The 17734-nt window shown below is 45.7% G+C and carries 13 protein-coding genes and 2 tRNA genes; 12 read left to right on the forward strand and 3 right to left on the reverse strand.

Annotated features, from left to right (window positions below; translation table 11 throughout):
- Complete coding sequence (gene rimO / locus ICN29_RS00985) at positions 1-1359, forward strand: 30S ribosomal protein S12 methylthiotransferase RimO (RefSeq protein ID WP_216128840.1); 1359 nt, start codon at positions 1-3, stop codon at positions 1357-1359.
- Positions 1360-1428: 69 nt separating this feature from the next.
- Positions 1429-2613, forward strand: coding sequence for an acetyl-CoA C-acyltransferase family protein (locus ICN29_RS00990; protein ID WP_216128843.1), 1185 nt, complete (start codon positions 1429-1431; stop codon positions 2611-2613).
- Positions 2614-2621: 8 nt separating this feature from the next.
- Here ICN29_RS00990 and serB read toward each other — a convergent pair whose 3' ends face one another.
- Together serB and mfd are read right to left on the reverse strand one after the other, a co-directional pair.
- Positions 2622-3509 carry a phosphoserine phosphatase SerB gene (serB, locus tag ICN29_RS00995; RefSeq protein WP_216128845.1) on the reverse strand — a complete coding sequence of 296 codons (888 nt, stop codon included), beginning with the start codon at positions 3507-3509 and terminating at the stop codon, positions 2622-2624.
- Positions 3510-3533: 24 nt separating this feature from the next.
- Positions 3534-7076 carry a transcription-repair coupling factor gene (gene mfd, locus ICN29_RS01000; RefSeq protein WP_216128847.1) on the reverse strand — a complete coding sequence of 1181 codons (3543 nt, stop codon included), beginning with the start codon at positions 7074-7076 and terminating at the stop codon, positions 3534-3536.
- Between the two features lie 23 nt (positions 7077-7099).
- On the opposite strand from mfd, the gene ispD reads away from it, so the two are divergent.
- The 9 genes from ispD to ICN29_RS01045 all read left to right on the forward strand — a co-directional run bounded on the left by ispD (position 7100) and on the right by ICN29_RS01045 (position 16330).
- Positions 7100-7849 carry a 2-C-methyl-D-erythritol 4-phosphate cytidylyltransferase gene (ispD, locus tag ICN29_RS01005; RefSeq protein WP_216128849.1) on the forward strand — a complete coding sequence of 250 codons (750 nt, stop codon included), beginning with the start codon at positions 7100-7102 and terminating at the stop codon, positions 7847-7849.
- 13 nt (positions 7850-7862) lie between these two features.
- The gene (gene ispF / locus ICN29_RS01010) at positions 7863-8366 is read left to right on the forward strand and encodes a 2-C-methyl-D-erythritol 2,4-cyclodiphosphate synthase (protein ID WP_216128851.1); all 504 of its coding nucleotides are present in this window, start codon (positions 7863-7865) and stop codon (positions 8364-8366) included.
- 79 nt (positions 8367-8445) lie between these two features.
- Positions 8446-8532: transfer RNA gene (locus tag ICN29_RS01015), tRNA-Leu, on the forward strand.
- Positions 8533-8586: 54 nt separating this feature from the next.
- Positions 8587-9924, forward strand: coding sequence for a trigger factor (tig, locus tag ICN29_RS01020; RefSeq protein WP_216128854.1), 1338 nt, complete (start codon positions 8587-8589; stop codon positions 9922-9924).
- 42 nt (positions 9925-9966) lie between these two features.
- Positions 9967-10596 carry an ATP-dependent Clp endopeptidase proteolytic subunit ClpP gene (gene clpP / locus ICN29_RS01025; RefSeq protein ID WP_216128856.1) on the forward strand — a complete coding sequence of 210 codons (630 nt, stop codon included), beginning with the start codon at positions 9967-9969 and terminating at the stop codon, positions 10594-10596.
- A gap of 18 nt (positions 10597-10614) precedes the next feature.
- Positions 10615-11973, forward strand: coding sequence for an ATP-dependent Clp protease ATP-binding subunit ClpX (gene clpX / locus ICN29_RS01030; RefSeq protein ID WP_216128857.1), 1359 nt, complete (start codon positions 10615-10617; stop codon positions 11971-11973).
- A 178-nt stretch (positions 11974-12151) separates the two neighbouring features.
- Positions 12152-14584 carry an endopeptidase La gene (gene lon / locus ICN29_RS01035; RefSeq protein WP_216128859.1) on the forward strand — a complete coding sequence of 811 codons (2433 nt, stop codon included), beginning with the start codon at positions 12152-12154 and terminating at the stop codon, positions 14582-14584.
- Positions 14585-14689: 105 nt separating this feature from the next.
- Positions 14690-14765 (forward strand) — tRNA-Val (locus tag ICN29_RS01040).
- Positions 14766-14866: 101 nt separating this feature from the next.
- On the forward strand, positions 14867-16330 hold the full coding sequence (locus ICN29_RS01045; RefSeq protein ID WP_216128861.1) for a peptidylprolyl isomerase: 1464 nt from the start codon (positions 14867-14869) through the stop codon (positions 16328-16330).
- A gap of 1 nt (position 16331) precedes the next feature.
- Here ICN29_RS01045 and ICN29_RS01050 read toward each other — a convergent pair whose 3' ends face one another.
- On the reverse strand, positions 16332-16994 hold the full coding sequence (locus tag ICN29_RS01050) for an arylesterase (protein WP_216128863.1): 663 nt from the start codon (positions 16992-16994) through the stop codon (positions 16332-16334).
- A 50-nt stretch (positions 16995-17044) separates the two neighbouring features.
- Here ICN29_RS01050 and ICN29_RS01055 point away from each other — a divergent pair, with 50 nt between their 5' ends.
- On the forward strand, positions 17045-17719 hold the full coding sequence (locus ICN29_RS01055) for an ABC transporter ATP-binding protein (RefSeq protein WP_216128866.1): 675 nt from the start codon (positions 17045-17047) through the stop codon (positions 17717-17719).
- The last annotated feature ends 15 nt before the right edge of the window (positions 17720-17734 follow it).

Here is a 17734-nt window from a genome sequence, read left to right on the forward strand (position 1 = left end):
GTGGCTGGAAAAATCGGTTTTGTATCCTTAGGCTGTCCTAAGGCTCTCGTTGACTCTGAACTGATCCTGACGCAGCTCAGCGCTGAAGGATATGAGACTTCTAAAGATTACTCTGGCGCAGATCTAGTCGTTGTTAATACCTGTGGCTTTATCGATTCAGCAGTTGAGGAAAGTCTTTCAGCTATTGGAGAGGCCCTTGCCGCAAACGGTAAAGTGATCGTGACTGGCTGCCTAGGAGCTAAAAAGAATGCCGATGGGAGCGATCTCATTCAAAGCATTCATCCCAAAGTCCTAGCAGTTACAGGCCCTCACGCCACTGCTGAGGTGATGCAGGCAATTCATCTACACCTACCAAAGCCACATGATCCATTCACAGACTTAGTTCCACCAATCGGAATTAAGCTGACACCAAAGCACTATGCTTATTTAAAAATATCTGAAGGCTGCAACCATCGTTGTACTTTCTGCATCATCCCCAGTCTTCGTGGTGATTTGGTATCCAGGCCCATCGGCGAAGTATTGATAGAAGCCAAACGCTTATTTGAGTCAGGTGTTAAAGAGTTACTAGTGGTCTCCCAAGATACGAGTGCATATGGCGTTGATATTCAATACCGTACTGGCTTTTGGGATGGTAAACCCGTGAAGACCCGCATGTTTGATTTGGTGAACGCATTAAATCAAATAGCGCGTGAGCATCAAGCCTGGGTGAGACTGCATTATGTTTATCCCTATCCGCACGTAGATGATGTCTTGCCTTTGATGGCAGAGTTTGCAGAGCATGGATATGGGGTGCTACCTTATTTAGATATTCCATTGCAGCATGCCCATCCCGATGTTCTTAAAAGAATGAAACGTCCTGCTAGCGGGGAGAAGAATTTAGAGCGCATCTTAGCTTGGCGTGCTGCTTGTCCTGGGCTAGTGATTCGCAGTACTTTTATTGCAGGCTTTCCTGGAGAGACAGAAGCAGAATTCGATTACTTGCTCAATTTCTTAGACGAAGCCCAAATTGATCGCGCTGGTTGCTTTGCCTATTCTCCTGTAGAAGGTGCCACTGCAAATCAATTGGAAAGCCCGGTCCCCGATGCCATTCGTGAAGACCGTCGCGCACGTTTTATGGCAAAAGCAGAAGACATTTCGATTAAGCGTCTTGAGAAAAAAATAGGCAAAAGAGTGCAAGTCTTAATTGATCGGGTCGACGAATCGGGTGGAATTGGTAGAACTATTGGTGACGCCCCAGAAATTGATGGCTTGGTGAGGGTTTTGCCACCCGGCAAGCCTTCAAAACGCTATCGCACAGGGGAAATCATTCGTGCTACGGTTATTAGCTCCCAAGGGCATGACCTAATAGCCGAAACTTGAAGAATGTATTAAAAATAAGGGTTGTATTATTAATTAAGCCTATTTTTGGGCTCAGCTAAGGGGGTTTTTATGAGTCGTGATGTCGTTGTCTTAAGTGCAGTTCGTTCCGCCATTGGCACCTTTAATGGCTCTCTTAGTAGCTTTGAGCCTTCTGAGCTCGGTGGCATTGTGATGAAAGAGGCAGTTGCTCGCTCAGGCGTTGATCCCGCCTTAATTAATTATGTAACCGTTGGTAATACGATTCCAACGGATAGCCGTTACGCTTATGTTGCTCGTGTAGCTTCTATTCAGGCTGGCCTGCCTATGGAATCTGTAGCAATGGCTTTAAACCGTCTATGCAGTTCTGGTTTACAAGCAATTGTGACAACTGCACAGCAAATTATGTTGGGTGACTGCGATTACGGTGTTGGTGGTGGCGTTGAAGTCATGTCACGCGGTATGTACGGTTCACCAGCTATGCGCAGTGGCGCTCGGATGGGTGATAGCAAAATGCTTGACTTGATGGTTGCTGTATTGACTGACCCATTCGGCGTTGGCCACATGGGCGTTACTGCTGAGAACCTGGTTGAAAAATGGAAGCTGACTCGTGAAGAGCAAGATGCTCTCGCTGTGGAGTCTCATCGTCGCGCTGCTCATGCGATTAAAGAGGGTCGCTTCAAGTCACAGATCGTTCCCATCACAATTAAGTCCCGTAAGGGCGATATCGTGTTTGATACAGACGAACATTGCAAGCCAGAAACTACGATGGAAACTCTGGGCAAGATGAAGGCTGTGTTCAAAAAAGAAGGTGGATCTGTTACTGCTGGTAATGCCTCTGGCATTAATGATGGTGCAGCATTCTTTGTATTGGCTGATGCAGAAACAGCGAAGAAGGCTGGTCATAAACCGATCGCCCGTTTAGTGTCTTACGCAGTAGCTGGTGTGCCTAACCACATCATGGGCGAAGGTCCCATCCCCGCAACCAAGCTTGCTCTGGAGCGTGCTGGTCTGAAGTTGGATCAAATCGATGTGATTGAATCCAATGAAGCCTTTGCTGCGCAAGCTTTAGCAGTGACTAAAGGTTTGGGCTTAGATCCAGCTAAAACCAACGTAAACGGTGGCGCAATTGCTTTAGGTCACCCCATTGGTTGCTCTGGTGCTGCTATTGCCACTAAGGCTATCCATGAGTTGCACCGCGTTCAGGGTAAATATGCTTTGGTAACCATGTGTATTGGTGGTGGCCAAGGTATTGCGACCATTTTCGAGCGTATGTAATTGTCGTATTAAGTAATTAGTAGTAAGGCAGCATCCAAGCCGACTCGGTCGAAAGCCGCGTCGGCTTTTTCTTTGACGATGGGTTTTGCTTTATAGGCAATGCTGATGCCAGAGCCATTCATCATCATCAGATCGTTAGCACCATCTCCAATGGTGATTGCATTTGCTTTGGTGCAACCTAATGAACGGCAAGCTTCATCCAGATAGGCTGCTTTAGCAATGCCATCCACAATCTGTCCAAGTACCTTACCTGTCAACTTGCCGTCACTGATTTCAAGCGTATTTGCCTGAGCCTGCTTAAAGCCTAATTGCTGGCGAAGTTTTTCCGTGAAGAAGGTAAAGCCACCAGAAACTAAGAGCGTGTAAAGCCCGCGCTCATTGGCGCTGGCTAATAGCTCTGTTGCTCCAAGATTGGGTTGCAAGCGCTCACGATAGACGGCTTCAAGCGCATCTGCTGAAACACCCTCAAGCAAAGCAACACGACGTCTTAGGCTCTCTTGAAAGTCTTTGATCTCGCCACGCATGGTTGCTTCAGTAATTTGAGCAACAGCAGCTTTCTTGCCGGTGAAATCCGCTATCTCATCAATACATTCAATATTGATTAAGGTCGAGTCCATGTCCATCGCTAGCACTTTGATATCAGCAGGATTAAGGTCGCCATTTAAAAAACAGAGATCGCTATTCAATCCTGCTGCAATAGAGCGCAGACTTTCTCTTTGGGAGATGTCTAACTGATGACTAGATTCCCAGCGTTCAGAATAGTAAGCGCCATTCGATATTTGTCCGCCAACTGTGTGAAGCACTAATCCAAATTTGAGCGCACAGTCTTTGAGCTCAAAGACGAGCTTTTCTGAAATGGGCTCTCTAGATAGGGCGACGAGGTTTAGCTTGGGCATAGCATTAATCATAATAGGGAACGATTAATTGGCTTTTGCAGTGCTGAGCACGGCTGATTCGTTCAAGCGCCTTAATATTTGCCTAATGGCGTCCAAACGCTGCTCTAGCTTCTCAAATTCCCGATCCTTCTGGGGGAGCACTTTGAGCTTATCTTGCCCGTTAAGCTGGATATGTTTTGAGCTCTGAATCAATTGAATAATTTTTAATGGGTCAATGGGCGGATTAGGGATAAATTGAATTTGAATCGATGCTGGTGTTGCGTCAATTTTCTTAATACCAAACCCTGTCATTTCTAAGCGCAGGCGATGGGTTTCGTAGAAGGACTTCGCTTGATCCGGAAGGTCGCCAAAACGGTCTACCAATTCTTCACGCAGACCCATCAACTCTGAAAAATCATTGGTGCCAGCAAAGCGTTTATATAAGGAGAGGCGCTCATGGACATCAGGGCAGTAATCAGATGGAAGAAGGGCAGGAACACCCAGATTGACATCGGTAGTTGCTTGAAGTGGGGAGAGTAAATCGGGTTCTTTGCCACTGCGCAAAGCCTTCACAGCTCTATTGAGCATTTCTGTATAGAGCTGAAAACCAATTTCATGGATCTCGCCAGACTGCTTATCACCCAAGACTTCACCAGCGCCCCGAATCTCTAAGTCATGCATTGCCAGGTAGAACCCGGACCCTAGCTCTTCCATAGCCTGAATGGCATTGAGGCGTAATTGTGCCTGTTTGCTTAATGCCTCCGGATCAGGAACCATCAAGTAAGCATAGGCTTGGTGGTGTGAGCGACCAACACGACCGCGGAGTTGATGCAACTGCGCTAAGCCAAATTTATCAGCACGATGCATGATGATGGTATTCGCTGTCGGTACGTCAATACCTGTTTCAATAATCGTAGTACACAATAGAATATTGGTTCGCTGTGTGACGAATTCACGCATCACGGACTCCAGTTCGCGCTCATGCATTTGACCGTGGGCCACGCTAATACTTGCCTCTGGAATCAATTCTTGCAATGCATGCTTCCGATTCTGAATGGTTTCCACTTCATTGTGCAAGAAGTAGACCTGGCCGCCACGTTTAATTTCTCGAAGAACAGCCTCACGAATCACGCCATCTCCTTCACGGCGTACAAAGGTTTTGATGGCAAGGCGCTTTTGAGGAGCGGTAGCAATGATAGAGAACTCGCGTAAGCCTTCCATTGCCATCCCTAACGTTCTTGGGATTGGAGTAGCCGTCAAAGTCAGGATATCGACTTCAGCACGCAGGGCTTTAAGAGCATCTTTTTGGCGGACACCAAAGCGGTGTTCCTCATCCACAATCACTAAGCCAAGGTTAGCAAACTGTGTCTCTTTGGAAAGTAATTTATGAGTGCCAATAATGATGTCAGCCTCACCCTTGGCAATGGCCTCTAAAGCGGTATTAATTTCTTTAGTGGTTTTAAAGCGTGAGAGTTCAACAATGCGCACAGGCCAATCTGCAAAGCGATCTTTCCAAGTGGCAACGTGTTGTTCAGCTAACAAGGTAGTAGGCGCCAGAATAGCCACCTGCTTACCGCCCATGACAGCAACAAAACTCGCCCGCAGCGCAACCTCTGTTTTACCAAAGCCAACATCACCACAAACCAGGCGATCCATTGGTGTGCCGCTCGTCATATCACCAATGACTGCAGCAATCGCATTGGCCTGATCGGGAGTCTCCTCAAAACCAAAGCTTTCTGAAAAAGCTGCGTAGTCATGAGCAGAAAATTCAAAGGCATGGCCTTTGCGAATCGCTCTTGCAGCATATAGCCCAAGTAATTCAGCAGCGGTATCGCGAATTTGCTGAGCTGCTTTCCGTTTCGCCTTATCCCACTGACCAGAGCCGAGTTGATGCAGGGGTGCAGAGTCCGGATCAGAGCCAGCATAGCGAGTGACCATTTGTAATTGCTGAACTGGCACATACAAAGTGGCTTCACCTGCATATTGCAGATGTAAAAATTCTTCGAAAATAGGTGTTTCCTTTGGAGGCGCTATATTCAGAAGGACTAAGCCTTGATAACGACCAATGCCATGCTCAGCATGCACCACGGGATCACCAATCTTGAGCTCTGAGAGATCCTTAAAGAGCATGTCCGGATCTGCACTCTCTGACTCTTTCCCTTTGCGTCGCTGTCTTGCCGTCGAGGTAAATAATTCAGCCTCAGTTACGATGATGAGGTTTTGAGCTGGCCAGGAGAAGCCATTAAAGAGTGGTGCGGTGGTTAGTCCAAAGTGAGAATCACTTTTAATAAAGTCAGCAAGGGTTTCAAAGCTTTCGGGCTTCAGTTGGTAGAGTGGCTTGCCGTCTTGCCCCGCAACCGAATTACTTTCTTCAAATAATTGTCGAATTGACTCCTTACGCCCAGCACTATCGCTACAAATTAGAATGCGTACTTTTTCGCTGGCAACTAATCTACGTAAGCCGCTTACTGGATCAGTGTCTTTGCGATGCACAGCAATATCTGGTACCTGGAGAAATTGAGCAGTTTCAGAACTCTCCTTTTCTAAAACTAAACGGGCATGTGGTTTTGCAAAGGAGAAAAATTCATCCACATCAAGGAATAGTTCTTTTGGCGGAAGAATGGGGCGATCAAGATCATGTTTGAGAAATTCATAGCGTGGAAGGGTATCTTTCCAAAACCCCCGTATAGCATCTTCAATATCACCAGTGCTGAGGATCCAAACTGGATCGCCTGATCTAGGGAAGTAATCAAATACGCTAGATTGCTCAGCAAAGAACATTGGCAGATAAGACTCTATGCCTGCGCTAGGGATGCCCAGGTTGGCATCTTTATAAATGGAGCAACGGCTAGGGTCACCCTCAAACACCTCGCGCCAACGGCCTCTAAAGGCGGTGCGCGCCTCATCATTGAATGGGAATTCATGACCTGGGAGTAGGCGAACTTCTTTAACGGGATAAAGACTTCTTTGCGTATCAGGATCAAAGGAGCGGATTTGCTCAATTTCGTCACCAAATAAATCCAAGCGATAAGGCAGGCTAGATCCCATCGGAAATAAATCAATGAGGCCACCACGAATACTGTATTCACCAGGTCGCATGACTGCGCTTACCGGATCGTAACCTGCTTGTTGAAGTTGCAACTTGAGTGCCGCTTCATTGAGCTTGTCACCTTGCCTAAAGAAAAAAGTGTGCCCGGATAAGAATTCAGGCGGGCCTAATCTTTGCAGAGCTGTAGTAACTGGCACCAAAACAATATCGCAGCTGCCATTGAGTAATTCGTAAAGGGTAGCTAAACGTTCAGATACTAAGTCTTGGTGTGGTGAAAAATGGTCATATGGAAGAATTTCCCAATCCGGTAGAAGGCGGGTTTTTAGCTGTGGTGCAAAAGCAGGAATTTCTTCCAAAAGTCTCTGGGCTTCTTGTGCTTGGGCACAAAATATCACCATGACTGAGAAATCCTTACGGTAGCGCAGGGCAGTCTGCGCTATCAGGGCTGCATCAGCCGAGCCCACTAGTCCTGAAAAGGTAAAGCGCTGCCCAGCCCGCGGAGCGGGTATGGGGGGTACTAGATTTAATGCATCAGACATCTTAGCTCATTATAGAATCAGGCATGAGCTCAGGAAATCAATCCCTTAAGAAATGCCATGCTCTCCTGCCAACAGCGGGCGCTGGGTCTCGCTTGGGCGGCCATTTGCCCAAACAATTTCAAGAATTAGCTGGCAGACCGATGCTTTCTTTTGCTATCGAAGCCTTTATGCAATCTCCGCTGATTGAATCCATTTGGATTGGCGTTTCGCCAGGATTTATTGATCAGCCTATCCTGACAAGTCTTGCCAAGGGAAATAAACCCATTCATTTCTTGCCTACTGGCGGTCCTACACGCCAAGAAACTGTCCGCAATACTTTGGCAGCACAACTTCAGGCTGGAATATCGCCTGATGATTGGATCTTGGTACACGATGCAGCAAGACCTGGTATCACGCCTGCGCTGATTGAAAAATTAATTACCTCCGTACAAGATTCCGATTCTGGTGGCTTACTCGCTATTCCTTTAGCCGATACTTTGAAGCAGGCTAATTTTGATTCGGTAATTGCTGGCAATATACCGCTTGTAGAAAAAACAATTCCGCGTGAGCGTTTGTGGCAGGCCCAAACACCCCAAATGTTCTGCCTTCAGAAACTCCATAGCGCTTTAGAAGATGCGATTCGCTTAGAGGCTGATGTGACCGATGAGGCTAGTGCGATGGAATTAATGGGTATGAAACCACTATTGATTGAAGGCGCAGCCCGAAACTTCAAAGTAACCCATCCTGCTGATTGGGATTTGATGCAATTACTGTTGAATTTAGATACTAAATAAGTAAAGAAGACATATGACACAAAGTAATGTTCATGTTCCGCAATTTCGTATTGGCCAAGGCTACGACATCCATGCCTTAGTGGCTGATCGCAAACTAATTCTTGGTGGTGTGCACGTTCCCTATGAAAAGGGTTTACTAGGCCATTCTGATGCGGATGCGTTACTGCATGCACTCACTGATGCCTTGCTAGGCGCTGCTGGATTAAACGATATTGGGCAGTTATTTCCGGATACCGATCCTCAATTCAAAGACATGGATAGCCGAATCTTGTTACGGGCAGCCCTGCAAAAGGTTCAGGCGGCTGGCTTTCAAATCGGCAATGTGGATGCCACCATTATTTGTCAAAAGCCAAAATTAGCGGAATTTTTGCCTGAAATGGTCAGAAACATCGCTGCTGACCTCTTGGTCAACCCCAGCCACGTAAACCTGAAGGCTAAGACGAATGAATCTTTGGGCCACCTTGGACGGGGTGAGGGCGTTGCGGTACACGCCGTAGCATTGCTCTACAAGGCCTAAAGATCCTCTAACACCCCAAGCATTGTAGAATTACGGTCTTTAGAGTGAAGTTTAAGCTTGGCAGTGTTTGCGGATATTCGCGAGGATGGCGAAATTGGTAGACGCACCAGGTTTAGGTCCTGACGCCAGAAATGGTGTGGGGGTTCGAGTCCCCCTCCTCGCACCACAAGTGCTACTTGGCTTGGACTTCACATATCCTGATTTCAACGAAGAGACGAGAATGGCTGTGCAGATAGAAAATTTAGGTTCGTTAGACCGCAAAATGACTTTGGAATTCGCTCGTACCGATTTGGTAAAAGCGCGTGATGCCCGTTTGGCACAAGTTGCTAAGACCATGAAAGTGGCTGGCTTTCGTCCAGGCAAAGTACCAAAGAATATGGTGGAGAAGCAGTACGGCATGCAAGTAGATTTCGAACTTCAATTCGATAAAGCCTCTGAGCTGTTCTACGAGCAAAGTAAAAAAGAAGGTATCGCATTAGCTGGCCAACCACGTCTTGAACCAAAGAGTGAGTTAGATGCCGACAAGATTGTCTTTGATGCATTCTTCGAGGTATTGCCAGAAGTGAAGATTGGTGACTTTTCGAAAGCAGAAGTGACTAAGTACTCGACGGATATTAGCGATGCTGAAATTGATCGCGCAATCGCCGTACTACTTAAGCAGCAAGCCCATTACCACCCGCGTGGCGAAGCTGGCGCCCATGGCGATGGCGGTTCCAATACGGCAGCCCAAAACGGCGACCAAGTTGTCATCGACTTCATTGGCAAGATCGATGGTATTGAGTTCGCTGGTGGCAAGGCTGAGAACTTTGAGTACGTTTTAGGTGAAGGTCGGATGTTGCCCGAATTTGAAGCTGCCACTTTAGGTCTCAAAGCCGGTGAAAGCAAATCATTTCCACTGAGCTTTCCGGCCGACTACCATGGTAAAGACGTTGCTGGTAAGACAGCTGAATTTACTATTACCGTTAAATCGGTGAGCTGGGCGCATATGCCGGTGGTTGATGATGCATTTGCATTATCAATGGGTGTTGCAGAAGGCGGCGTTGAAAAAATGCGTGCCGAAGTGAAAGTGAATTTAGATCGCGAAGTGAAGCGCCGTATTACTTCTTTGCTAAAAAATGAGGTGATGGAGAAGCTCAATACTTTGTGCGAGCTTGAGGTACCTAAATCTTTAGTATCTTCTGAGCAAGAGCGTTTGGCTGAAAGCGCACGCCAAGATTTAATTCAGCGTGGCATACCTAACGCCAAAGATGCTCCAATTCCTGCAGAGCTGTTTGCTGAACAAGCCCTTAAGCGTGTTCGCCTTGGTCTCATTCTGAGTGAGTTGGTCAAAAAAGAAGGCTTAGCTGTTACTGCTGACCAAATCAAGGCTGAAATTGATGAGCAAGCTGCTACTTACGAAGATCCAAAAGAAGTAGTTCGTTGGTTCTATAGCAATCCAAGCCGCTTGAAAGATATTGAGAACTTGGTGCTTGAAGACAATGTGATCAAACATTTCACATCACTTGCCAAAGTAAGCGATAAAGCGATAAGCTTTGAAGAGCTGAGCAAGCTAAACTAAGTCTAAGCTGCTATCAATCTATTTAAAAGAGGACTTTCATAAATGAACCAAAACCCGTTTCAGTCTGAAAACTTAGAGCCTAAAGGCCTAGGCTTGGTTCCAATGGTGATTGAAACCTCTGGACGAGGTGAGCGTGCTTACGATATTTATTCCCGCTTATTAAGAGAGCGTGTAGTGTTCTTGGTTGGTGAAGTAAACGATCAAACCGCTAATTTGGTGATTGCGCAGTTGTTATTTCTTGAGAGCGAAAACCCAGACAAAGAGATCTCTCTCTATATCAATTCACCTGGCGGATCTGTATCTGCAGGTCTTGCTATTTATGACACCATGCAATTCATCAAACCACATGTGAGTACGCTGTGTATGGGTATGGCTGCAAGCATGGGAGCATTCTTGTTATGCGCTGGTGAAAAAGGGAAGCGTTACGCATTGCCCAATTCTCGCGTCATGATTCATCAGCCATTGGGTGGAGCTCGTGGCCAGGCATCTGATATTGAGATTCAAGCTCGTGAAATTTTGTACCTACGTGAACGTTTGAATCAGATCTTGGCTGATCGTACTGGCCAATCCATTGAGACTATTGCTAAAGATACTGACCGCGACAACTTTATGTCAGCAGAGCAGGCTCGTGACTATGGCTTGATCGATAAGGTTATCGAGAAGCGTCCTTAATCATTATTTGAGCCTATTTTGAGCGATACAACTACCAACCCATCAGATAAAGTTTTGTATTGCTCCTTTTGCGGCAAGAGCCAGCATGAGGTTAAGAAGCTCATTGCTGGACCATCGGTATTTATTTGCGACGAGTGTATTGACCTTTGCACTGACATTATTCAAGAAGAAATTGCCAAGCTTCCTAAGGAAGAGGGCGTAGATTCTTTACCAACACCACATCAGATTAGAGAGAACCTCGATCAATACGTCATTGGACAGGGCCATGCCAAGAAGACCTTGGCAGTGGCTGTCTATAACCATTACAAGCGTTTGAAATATTTACCGAAGCCAAAAAAAGAGAAGCTTGATAAAGATGGCAAGCCGGTTGAAGCCGTTGATAAAAAGGAAGCTAAATTACCCGCTAAGGCAATGGTTGATGGTGTTGAATTAGCGAAGAGCAATATTTTGCTGATCGGACCTACTGGCTCCGGTAAGACGCTCTTAGCGCAAACATTAGCACGCATGCTCGATGTGCCATTTGTGATGGCTGATGCAACTACTTTGACTGAAGCGGGCTATGTTGGTGAAGACGTTGAAAATATCATTCAAAAACTATTGCAAGCTTGCGACTACAACGTAGAAAAAGCACAGCGCGGTATTGTTTATATTGATGAGATCGATAAGATTTCACGCAAGTCTGATAATCCTTCGATTACTCGAGACGTTTCAGGCGAAGGCGTGCAGCAGGCTTTATTGAAGTTGGTTGAAGGCACTATGGCTTCTGTGCCACCACAGGGTGGTCGTAAACACCCTAACCAAGATTTCTTGCAAGTGGATACAACCAATATTTTGTTTATTTGTGGCGGCGCTTTCGATGGTCTTGAAAAAGTCATTCAACAACGTACGGCCAAAACTGGTATCGGGTTTAATGCATCAGTACCCGGAAAAGATGATCGAGGCATAAGCGATCTCTTGATTGAAGTGGAGCCTGAAGATTTAATTAAGTTTGGCTTAATTCCTGAATTGATTGGTCGCCTGCCAGTCGTAGCAACTTTAGTACAACTCGATGAAGAGGCTTTAATCCAGATCCTCACCGAACCTAAAAATGCTCTAGTAAAGCAATATCAAGCCTTGCTGACGATGGAAGGCGCTGAGTTGGAAGTGCGCCATGCTGCATTAGCAGCTATTGCGAAGAAGGCAATTGCCCGTAAGACTGGTGCTCGTGGTCTGCGATCCATTCTTGAGGGGTCGCTAATGGATGTCATGTATGACTTGCCATCTCTTCAGAATGTTCAAAAGGTCGTTATTGATGACACTAGCATTGCTGAGGGTGGTAAGCCCTTGTTAGTCTACAAACAAGATCCTGAAAAGGCAGATTTAAGCAAAAAAGCTTAATTTCTCAGGGTTTTCGCTATTTTTTGGGCTTTTTTGCCCATTTTTTGCACTTTCCCCCCTTGTTTTTTCAAAAGAGCGGCCCATATAGGTAGTATGCTACTCATGAATAAAGTCTCTATTTAGTGGTTTAGCACTTCTAGAGACTTTTGAGGATTGATTACTTTGGAGGATTTGCCCTATGCCTGGCCACTTATTACTACCCTCTGAACCGATACAACTACCTTTACTCCCGCTGCGGGATGTAGTTGTCTTCCCTCATATGGTGATCCCTTTGTTTGTGGGTCGCCCTAAATCGATTAAGGCCCTAGAAGCCGCGATGGAAACCGGTAAAAATGTTCTTTTGGTAGCCCAAAAAACTGCCGCCAAAGATGAGCCGATTATTGAAGATTTGTATGAGGTTGGCTGCATTGCCAATATCTTGCAAATGCTCAAACTCCCTGACGGCACCGTTAAGGTATTAGTTGAAGGTGTACAACGCGCAGAAGTTAGTCAAATTGAAGACAGCATGGGTTACTTCAATTGCGAAGCCACTCCAACTGAGATTGATGCAATTGATGCTCATGAAACTGAAGCGCTGCGCCGTGCCATCATGGCCCAGTTTGATCAATATGTAAAACTGAATAAGAAAGTTCCTCAAGAGATTCTGTCTTCTCTCGGTGGCATCGATGACCCAAGCCGCCTGGCCGATACGATCTGCGCTCATTTGCCAGTCAAGCTTGAGCAAAAGCAGCGCCTCCTTGAGATGACTGATGTAGTCCAGCGTTTAGAGAGTCTGTTAGCTGATCTCGAAAGTGAGATTGATATTTTGCAAGTAGAGAAACGCATTCGTGGACGCGTTAAACGTCAAATGGAAAAAAGTCAACGCGAGTACTACCTCAACGAACAAGTTAAAGCGATTCAAAAAGAATTGGGTGAGGGTGAAGAGGGTGCTGATCTTGAGGAGCTCGAGAAGCGCATCAAGGCTGCTCGTATGCCTAAAGAGGCTTTGAAAAAAGCTGAATCTGAGCTGAAAAAATTAAAGTTAATGTCACCGATGTCTGCTGAAGCTACAGTAATTCGAAACTATATTGATACATTGGTAAATCTTCCTTGGAAGAAAAAAACCAAGATCAATAATGATCTGACCAATGCTGAAAAGGTATTGGATGAAGATCATTATGGTTTGGATAAAGTCAAAGAACGTATCTTGGAGTATCTCGCAGTTCAGCAGCGTGTTGACCGCGTTAAGGCGCCGATTCTTTGTCTAGTCGGCCCTCCAGGAGTAGGTAAGACTTCATTAGGACAATCCATTGCACGTGCCACCAATCGGAAGTTTGTGCGGATGGCCTTAGGCGGCGTGCGTGATGAATCTGAGATTCGTGGTCATCGCCGTACTTATATTGGCTCAATGCCAGGCAAGATTTTGTCTAGCCTTACCAAGGTTGGCGTACGCAATCCTTTATTCCTCTTGGATGAAGTAGATAAGATGGGTATGGATTTCCGGGGTGATCCTGCCAGTGCCTTGTTAGAGGTATTAGATCCGGAGCAAAACCACACCTTCCAAGATCACTACGTTGAAGTTGACTTTGATCTTTCAGACGTGATGTTTGTTGCCACATCTAATTCTTTAAATATTCCTGGACCACTTTTAGATCGCCTTGAGATTATTCGCTTGGCGGGCTATACAGAGGATGAAAAAACCAGTATTGCAGTCAATTACCTCATACCAAAACAAATCAAGAACAATGGTTTAAAAAAGGATGAGCTCAAGATTGAAGAAAGCGCCGTTCGTAGCATCATTCGTTACTACACCCGTGAAGCAGGCGTTCGTTCATTAGAAAGAGAACTTAGTAAGATCTGCCGTAAGGTAGTGAAGCTCTTGCTCTTGAAGAAAGAGGCTGCTCCGATAGTAGTTAATGCCGATAATCTTGAGAAATTCTTATCTGTTCGGATGTATGACTTTGGGTTGGCTGCTAAAGAAAATCAAATTGGCCAAGTGACTGGTTTAGCTTGGACAGAGGTTGGTGGCGATCTTCTAACCATTGAAGCGGCAGTGATGCCAGGCAAAGGTGTTATTACTCGTACAGGCTCTATTGGTGATGTGATGAAAGAGTCGGTTGAAGCTGCTCGTACCGTGGTGCGTTCTAGATCAAAACGTCTTGGCATTACTGATGAGGCGTTTGAGAAGAAGGATATTCATATTCACTTCCCAGATGGCGCAACTCCAAAAGATGGTCCTTCTGCTGGTATTGCCATTACGACTGCTTTGGTTTCTGTTTTCACAGGTATTCCAATTCGCTCAGATGTTGCAATGACTGGTGAGATCACTTTACGCGGTGAGGTACTGCCCATTGGCGGATTGAAAGAGAAGCTCTTGGCAGCCCATCGTGGCGGCATCAAGTTGGCATTAATACCAGAAGAGAACGTCAAGGACTTAATTGATATTCCCGATAACGTGAAGAATGCAATTGAAATTATTCCTGTGCGTTGGATTGATAAGGTATTAGAGCTTGCATTAGAGCGTATGCCAGAAGCATTGCCAGACCCAACCCCCGAAGAGCTTGCTAAAAAAGCATCGGAAGCTAGCAAAGCCAACGAGAAAGTATCTTCAGGAGAGGTTCTCAAGCACTGAACATAGCCAGGTTTTCCGTCTTTTCCACCGCTTTATTTAAGGGTTGAATTGACGGGAAACGCGTGTTTTTGGGTACTTAGGTTACAATTTCACCTGTAATGTTTGGGGCGCTTAGCTCAGTTGGTAGAGCGTCTGCCTTACACGCAGAATGTCGGCGGTTCGAGCCCGTCAGCGCCCACCAAATGTTTACTCCTTCTTAGCCTGTTTCAAGGCGTTCAAGCTCCTAGATCCTATCGCCTAGTACACTCCCATAGTTGATATTTATTACTAGCGAACTTATTCATGTTTGATACCGTCCGTAAACACCAAAAGCTTATGCAGCTCGTATTGATGCTGTTTATTGTTCCGTCGTTTGCCTTTTTTGGAATTTCTAGTTATTCGAGCTTCATGGATAAAGAAACCGACTTGGTGAAAATTAATGGTAAACCCATTACTGCGCAGGAAGTTGACAATGCAGCCAAGCGTCAAGCCGAACGTGTTGGTGGTAATCCACAGATTGCACAAAGCCTTCAATTTAGACAGGCGATTTTGAATGAGTTGCTACAACAACGCATTCTTGGTTTTGCTGTTAACGATTTACGTCTACAAGTTTCAGAACAAGCGTTGATTAAAAATCTGCAGGGAATTCCTCAAATCCGTGCGCTATATCGCCAAGATGGCACTTTTGATAATGAGCGCTTCAAGCAATTGTTAGCGAACAATGGATTGACTATTGAGCAGTTCGATGCGAGTCAGGCATTTGATCTCAAAATAGGTCAGTTAGTGAATTCTGTTGCTCGTACTGAATTATCTAGCCCAAAACTTTCAGAGATTATTTCTACGCTCTATGAGACAGAGCGTCAGGTACAGGCTTTGCCATTTGAGGCTAAAAGTTTCTTATCTAAGGTAAATCCAACACCCGAAGAACTACAAGCTTTTTATCAGGCCAATGCCAAACTTTTCGAAAGTCCAGAGTTTGTTGACGTTGAGTACATTGTTCTTAAGGCTGAGCCTAAAGAGGATGCAAAAGTCTTTAGCGAAAAGGCTGACCAATTTGCCAATATGACTTATGACCAGTCCGACAGCTTGAAACCCGCTGCTGATAAGTTAAAGCTGAGTATTCAGAGTCAAAAGGGCGTAACACGTTCAGGTCCAAGTGGTGTATCAAGAGACCACCCTCTAGCTAACCCAAAGATAATCCAATCTCTCTTTGGTGATGAGGCCGTGAAAAATAAACGTAATATTGAGGCAGTACAAATCTCACCCGGAGTATTTGTATCGGCAAGAGTAGTGATTTTTCATCCCGCTCAGACATTACCGTTTGTAGATGTTGCTGCTGAAGTGAAGCGTCAAGTAAGCCAACGTGCTGCAGAAAAGTTAGCTATAGCGGCTGCAGCTGAGCGCTATACAGAACTTCAAAAAGATCCAAAGAGCGCTTCTGGTTTCGGTAGTGCAGTTTGGGTTTCTCGCAATAAGCCAGCAAATCTTATTGGCAAGGCCTTGGATGATGTGATGTCAGTGAGCCAGGAAAAATTACCTGCTTATGTGCAAGTTGATAATCCAGGTGTTGGTACTACCTTGTATCGAGTGGATCAGGTTCGTCAACCTACTGGTGTAGATGCAAAAGTACACAAAGCCCAGTCTGTGCAGATACAAGCGCTAGCAGCTCAAGCCGAGTTTGCAGGCTTTATGGCGTATTGGCGAGATAGTGCCAAGGTCAAGACTATTAATTCATTAAAACCACCCTCAACAGGTGCTGGTAGCTAATCTATTTGTTACTGTTGAGAAGTGATTGATATGGGGCCATAGCGCCCCATACGTTTTTGTAAAGAATGATTTGGGCCTTTTCATTGGGATGGATATTATCCGACTGAAATAGACTTGGATTGCTTGCTACTCCTGCCATAAAAAACGGTACTAACTCAATTTGCTCCTGGGTTGCCAATTTCAGATAAAGATCTTTAAACTTCTTTGTATAGTCTTGACCGTAATTGGGCGGAATTTGCATGCCAAATAGCAAAACTTTAGCGCCTGATTTTTTGCTCAGCTGAATCATCTGGCTTAAATTCTTTTCAGTCTCATCAATAGACAGGCCTCTCAAGGCGTCATTCGCTCCCAGTTCGAGCATCACAATACCAGGCTTCTTTTGCGCCAGTAGGGCGGTAAATCGTGTGAGTCCGCCAGCGCTAGTTTCTCCGCTGATGCTAGCGTTGAAAACCGTCCATTGACTACCTTGTTTTTGTAGTTGCCCTTCAAGTAGCTTGGCCCAACCAGAACCTCTTGAGATGCCGTATTCAGCCGAGAGGCTGTCGCCCATTACTAAAATAGTCGAATTTGAGCTGGCTGATGTGACAAAAGAAATTAACAGGCAAAATAAGCCTATTGCAATTGCTTTTTTTGTTACAAAGGTCGACAGATTATTTTGATTCATTTATTCCACTACTTTAAGGCTATGAACCCTTTGTACCGGTTTTTTTCATTATGAGCGCCGCAGAAACAGTCCTTAGTGCAAATCATCTAGGTAAGTCCGTTCTTTCGAGTGATGGTGTTCTGACTATTTTGCACGACATTTGCTTTGAGTTGAAACCTGGTGAAAGTGTAGCGATCACCGGTAGCTCTGGCTCAGGTAAAAGTACTTTGCTAGGGCTCTTGGCTGGTTTAGATCTACCAAGCGAGGGTAGCATCACTCTCATGGGGCAGGACCTTACCGCCCTTGATGAGGATGGGAGGGCAAAACTTCGAGGGTTGCAGGTTGGCTTTGTATTCCAGTCTTTCCAATTACTCCCCCATCTCACTGCATTAGAAAATGTCATGCTTCCAGCAGAGTTGGCTGGTATTGGTAATGCCAAGGAAGAGGCTATGTCTTGGCTAGAGCGGGTTGGTCTTAGTGAGCGCTTTGACCATTTTCCTAAGACCCTTTCAGGAGGAGAGCAGCAGCGCGTAGCTTTGGCTCGCGCCTTCATTACTAAACCAGCTATCCTCTTTGCTGATGAGCCTACCGGGAGCCTAGATGAAGCAAGCGGTAATCGGGTAATAGAGCTTCTTTTTGAGCTGAATCAGGCCAATCATTCCACCCTTGTACTGGTCACCCATGATCCAGCCTTGGCCGGTCGGTGCCAGCGCCAATTACACCTCCAGGGCGGACGCTTACTGTAGGCAAAACCTTATAAT

It is taken from the genome of Polynucleobacter nymphae (assembly GCF_018882155.1).
In the GTDB taxonomy this organism is placed as follows: domain Bacteria; phylum Pseudomonadota; class Gammaproteobacteria; order Burkholderiales; family Burkholderiaceae; genus Polynucleobacter; species Polynucleobacter nymphae.